This window comes from Labilibaculum filiforme, from assembly GCF_002843315.1.
GTDB lineage: Bacteria > Bacteroidota > Bacteroidia > Bacteroidales > Marinifilaceae > Labilibaculum > Labilibaculum filiforme.
Window position 1 is genome coordinate 1 of sequence record NZ_MVDD01000038.1, and the last position, 4,875, is coordinate 4,875.

A 4,875-nucleotide genomic window follows, 5' to 3' on the forward strand; every position below is an offset into this window, starting at 1 on the left:
TAAAGTTCCTTTTCCTCTGTAAAACATTATTCCAAGACTATATTGAGCATCTATATGGCCTTGTTTAGCACTTTTCTGACACCAATAGAAAGCTTGTTTTTCATCCTTTAAAGTTCCTTTACCCAAAACATAAGATTGGGCCAGCATGTATTGCGCATCAACATGGCCTTGTTCAGCACTTTTCTGACACCAATAGAAAGCTTGTTTTTCATCCTTTAAAGTTCCTTCACCCAAAGCATAGGAGAGAGCCAACACGTATTGCGCATCCATATAGCCTTGTTCAGCTTTCTTTTTTAAAGATTCAAGTTTTGTCTGACTAAATATATTCGTTGTAATTATCATGAAAAAAAATAAAATACTAACATGTCTCATTTTATAATTTATTTCGGTTATCACTTTTACTACATTCAATATTCCTCTAAATTATGTCTTTTAAATTTTAATACATTTTTAACGACTAATTATTTGAAAATAAAAAACACTAGAGCAAGTCCAGGGCATTCTCATAGTATCGGATTTGGTGTTGACAAGTTGCATTCCTTCAGAGCTAATTTTTTTCCTTGCCGACAAAACAAACATGTTTGTTTTTAATTAAAGACTTGATTCTGTATATTGCGAGTTATTTACATGATGTAAGTATTCAAGATGTGTCTTTGTCATGACAAAATGTTCGTTCCTCTCATTTTTTCAAGCCAAAGAACCCTTGCTTTACGCCCTCCTCGTTCCTCGGGGTTGCAAAGAGAAAAAAGAAATAATATGGAAAGGATTAAAAAAGCAAGCTGTGAAAAATGTGGTGAGTTGGATAAAACCACAATCACTCCATGTAAGTATGGAGAAACAATCACATACTATTCTGTTTATTGTGAGAGGTGTGATTATACATTCATAATAATGAGACCTGATAATGAAAAAGCAAAAGATTGAATTCAGAGTAACCAGTCTGGATAAAGCAATCATTGAGAAAAAAGCCGAACATTCCGGACTTTCGGTTTCGGAGTATATCCGGAGATCTGCCTTGAATCAGAAAATAGATTACAAACTCACAGAAAAAGAGTTGGAAATCTACAAGGATTTGCACCGGTACCGGCGCAATTTTGTTTTGATTTCAAACATGTTTAAAATAAAAGATCCAGACTTGGTGAGATCTATAAGGCAAACAATTGAAGAGATTCAAGAGCACTTGAAGAAACTGCAATGAGAAAGAATAATGAGAGTAAGAGAGAGTATAGTAAATTGAAAGCAGTTCTCATAATTACAACTGTTATATTGCTGATTTTCATTAGCTTTTACACTTATGTTTGGATGGTATTATAATCTACTTGATTAAAAATGATAGGCAAAGGCAAGAGTATATCACATACAGGTAATGCAATCAACTATGCCGTTGAAAAACACAAGGCTGAATTGATTGATAAACACAACCTGATCGGAGAAACAGGAAAGGAAGTTGAAGCAGAATTTAAGATGTGCCAAAATCTGAATGGGCGATGCGAAAACAACACACTTTCTTTTGTTCTGTCACCATCTATTGATGATGGGGAAAAGCTAAATGACGCCAATCTTCTAGGAATTGCAAATGAGTTCCTGGAGAAGATGAATCTATCCAGTCACCAGGCAATTATTTTGAAGCACCAGGATAAAAAACACAAACATTTACACATCTATGTCAATCGGATTGGTTTTGATGGCAAGGCATACAAGGATAATCATATCGGGAAGGCGAGTCAGAGAGTTGCTCATGAAGTCGCTAAATCTAAAGGATTGACTTGTGCTAGAGATGTGGAAGAGCTAAACAAGGAAAATACAAAGGGAATCAGAAAGGAGATTGGCCAAAGAATGGACCAATTGATCAAGGATCACAAACCGAGAAACTTTGATGATTTCAAGGATTTATGCAAAGCTTCAAAGATTGACCTTTTCCCCACTATTAATAAAAAAACAGGGCAATTTCAGGGGTATAGGGTTGGGTTTGATCAGTTCAATTTCAAAGCTTCGGAAATTGGGAAGAAATTCACACTTAGCAATCTTGAGATTGCGTTTAAATCAGTGAAGACACTGAGGGTAAATAAGGGTTTCAGTAATGGATTTTGAATGTAAAAAAAATGGGAGAAAAAAGACATAACGTTAACACAATAGCAGAGATCTTAATTGAGAACACTCAGAGCTTGAAAAAAAACGCTCAAAGATTTGAGGATAAAGTCAATGAGGCGATGAAAACAGAGCTTAAGGTTGATAGCAAACAAGCAGAATGGATTCACTTGGAGCGTTTAAAGCAGGAACAGGCATTTTTAGACGAATTAAGAGCTTTAAATAAAAACAGAAGGCTCAGACTCCCTAATTGGATGGTTGTTGTTCTAATGCTATTTACCACAATCCTATTGTCCTTCTCGGTGTACACTTGGAATAAAGGGGAAGATTATGCAAAAATGAAAATGGAAAGAGATTTCTATTTGGAGAAGTATCAAGAGCTGAAGAAATAGTTCTCCAGCTCCATTTACATCCTAAAGGTTTCTTATTTCATTCAACAAAGACTTATATCTAGACCATGTTATTTTCATAGCAACAGGAAAGTTTTTTATTTCCCTGAGGCTTCTTGATATTGCAAGACATAAGCTTTCGTAGTGCTCTTCTTCCAGCTCTATCTGGTTGTATTTTAATTGAATGAGCAAAAACTCCCTAAATTTACCTGAGTCTTTGTTTTTTTTAATTTCATCAAGAGCGTTTAGTTTATCTATTATCTTTTTTTTCCTACCTGTATTGTTCATTCTTAATATATTAATATGTTACATATACTAAAGGTAAGTATAATTTTAAAAATAAATTAAAAAACCTAATATCAGGAAGTTACGCCATATTGCAGTCTGTGAATTTGAAAAAATGTTATTATTATTCTTTCAGTTCTAGTCTTTTAAAAATCCTCATTAGCGAAGCGGAAATCATTAAATTATTCCATAGTCTTCCTTCAGGATGAACTTGGTTAGCTTGATTCTTTCTGTCTTATCTTCCTTTTCATTGTGGATCTGCATAAACCTTGTGCAAGCCTTTTGTAGATCCCCTGACGTTTCGAGTCTTTCGGTTATTTCCTGAGCTTTAGTGTCAAACATGTTAGGATAGGTTTGCAGCAGGAAGTTATAAGTCTTGATATACATTGAAGATTTTTTTTCTTTATTTATTGCTTTTACTGCCACCTCTTCATTTTCTGTAGATTTGTAAATTTTAAAAGTAATCCAGTTGTAAGAGCGAGAGTCTATTTTTTCAAGTTTGTATTCAAACCAAATATCCGCAGATTCCTTCATTTCCTTTTGTGCAACATTCAATATTTTGGATTTAAACTCACCTATCTGTTTGTATTGATTACCGAGACTAAGCATCTCCCTGAGTTCTGAAAGTTCTATCTTGTAACCCCCTTTATCTTTCCATCGTGCACAAATCTCATAGATCCGCTTACTCCATTTGGAGCGCAAAGAGATAGCAATTACTTTCTGGTAGGTAGTGAAGCCATTTTTCAGATAAAACAAAAATGGCATTGCGTGCTTAGGTATCGAGAATTCAATGTATTCGGAATTTTCTTTGTGTTCTACTGCAGAAATTAAATTTGATATGATGTGAGAGTTTTTATCTCCTCGTTTAATCTTATACTCAACAGGCTTACTCATCATATCTTTCGCGCTCTTCATTAGGAAGTCATAATTCCTATTTTTATCAAACTCAGCAATTTTAAAAGATAAATATTGCTCCCTGTAGAGTAGGTCGGACAGGCGATCCACCTCTTCTGCATCTCCTTTTTTTTCCGCATCCTGAATAAGTATTAAATCTTCCTGAAAGGAATCTAAGATGCGGTAAAGGATATTTTTCTGGGTGGCAGACAATAAGTATCTTGCGTTTGTAACGGTATTTGCTTGAAAGATTAAATTAGCCATGATTTAGAGTTTTGTTTACTCAAATATAATATAAAAAAAAGACCTACAAAAAGAATCATCTTTTTTCATACGTCACACTTCGTAAAAAAGTCTTTTTAACTTCGTAAAAAAGTCTTTTTTTGGACTTTTAACTTCGTAAAAAAGTCTTTTTTTGGCTCTGAAACGCCTACTATCATTGGGCTGTAGAGCGTGTACAAATGTATTACTCCAAGTCTTAAAACAAGTAAGTAGAGAATTTAGGAAGAAAAAGGTCAAAATTGAAACAAAATCAAATTGATGGGGAAAAGAAAAGTAGTAGGTAAAAACATTATATAAAATATGTGTCATTATGATAAATCAACAGCGTAACCATTTGACTATCATATCATTCTGTGTGTAAATCATGTTAAGTAGTATTGATAGACGTAGTGTCTCCAAGGCTAAGTAAATATGAATTCTCTACAAACTGAAGATGAATATTCCCATATTGAGTGGATTCTTTTAGTTTTTTTAACTAAAAGAATATTGTTATTCATACTTCCATAATTCAAGCTCTTCCCAAAGCTTCTTTGCTTCTTCATAACCATTTTCATAAGATTTTCTGGTCCAATAAGCAGCTTTCTTGTAGTTTTTCAAGGCTCCAACTCCTGAGTAATACATAAGAGCCAAGCCACATTGGGCCGCAGAATTATCTTGTTCAGCACTTTTCTGATACCAATAGAAAGCTTGTTCATAATCTATTGAAACTCCTGTTCCTAATTCATACATGTGGGCTAAATTGTATTGCGCATTCATATGGCCTTGTTCAGCACTTTTCTGGGACCAAAAGAAAGATTTTATATCATCCTTTAAAGTTCCTTTTCCTCTGTAAAACATTATTCCAAGACTATATTGAGCATCTATATGGCCTTGTTTAGCACTTTTCTGACACCAATAGAAAGCTTGTTTTTCATCCTTTAAAGTTCCTTTACCCAAA

7 protein-coding genes are annotated in these 4,875 nt (G+C 34.0%); 3 read left to right on the top strand and 4 right to left on the bottom strand.

What is annotated here, in order from left to right; genetic code table 11:
- On the bottom strand, positions 1 to 342 hold a 342-nt coding region (locus BZG02_RS20465; protein WP_180335803.1), incomplete at its 3' end, for a tetratricopeptide repeat protein.
- A 562-nt stretch (positions 343 to 904) separates the two neighbouring features.
- Here BZG02_RS20465 and BZG02_RS20475 point away from each other — a divergent pair.
- From BZG02_RS20475 to BZG02_RS20485, 3 genes are all read left to right on the top strand, one after another.
- On the top strand, positions 905 to 1,198 hold the full coding sequence (locus BZG02_RS20475) for a plasmid mobilization protein (RefSeq protein WP_218972320.1): 294 nt from the start codon (positions 905 to 907) through the stop codon (positions 1,196 to 1,198).
- 131 nt (positions 1,199 to 1,329) lie between these two features.
- The gene (locus tag BZG02_RS20480; RefSeq protein ID WP_101263610.1) at positions 1,330 to 2,091 is read left to right on the top strand and encodes a relaxase/mobilization nuclease domain-containing protein; all 762 of its coding nucleotides are present in this window, start codon (positions 1,330 to 1,332) and stop codon (positions 2,089 to 2,091) included.
- A gap of 11 nt (positions 2,092 to 2,102) precedes the next feature.
- Complete coding sequence (locus tag BZG02_RS20485; RefSeq protein WP_101263611.1) at positions 2,103 to 2,480, top strand: hypothetical protein; 378 nt, start codon at positions 2,103 to 2,105, stop codon at positions 2,478 to 2,480.
- A 21-nt stretch (positions 2,481 to 2,501) separates the two neighbouring features.
- On the opposite strand, the gene BZG02_RS20490 is transcribed toward BZG02_RS20485, so the two are convergent.
- The 3 genes from BZG02_RS20490 to BZG02_RS20500 all read right to left on the bottom strand — a co-directional run.
- Positions 2,502 to 2,765 (bottom strand): hypothetical protein, encoded by a 264-nt coding sequence (locus BZG02_RS20490; RefSeq protein ID WP_101263612.1) that lies wholly within the window; start codon positions 2,763 to 2,765, stop codon positions 2,502 to 2,504.
- A gap of 174 nt (positions 2,766 to 2,939) precedes the next feature.
- Entirely contained in the window at positions 2,940 to 3,920 is a 981-nt protein-coding gene (locus BZG02_RS20495) for a replication initiation protein (RefSeq protein ID WP_101263613.1), read from the bottom strand.
- A gap of 507 nt (positions 3,921 to 4,427) precedes the next feature.
- The coding region (locus BZG02_RS20500; RefSeq protein WP_143470531.1) for a tetratricopeptide repeat protein at positions 4,428 to 4,875 on the bottom strand (448 nt) is incomplete at its 5' end.

Coding starts and splice junctions, on each gene's coding strand:
- BZG02_RS20475 (WP_218972320.1), top strand. CDS start 905: ATGAAAAAGCAAAAGATTGAATTCAGAGTAACCAGTCTGGATAAAGCA.
- BZG02_RS20480 (WP_101263610.1), top strand. CDS start 1,330: ATGATAGGCAAAGGCAAGAGTATATCACATACAGGTAATGCAATCAAC.
- BZG02_RS20485 (WP_101263611.1), top strand. CDS start 2,103: ATGGGAGAAAAAAGACATAACGTTAACACAATAGCAGAGATCTTAATT.
- BZG02_RS20490 (WP_101263612.1), bottom strand. CDS start 2,765: ATGAACAATACAGGTAGGAAAAAAAAGATAATAGATAAACTAAACGCT.
- BZG02_RS20495 (WP_101263613.1), bottom strand. CDS start 3,920: ATGGCTAATTTAATCTTTCAAGCAAATACCGTTACAAACGCAAGATAC.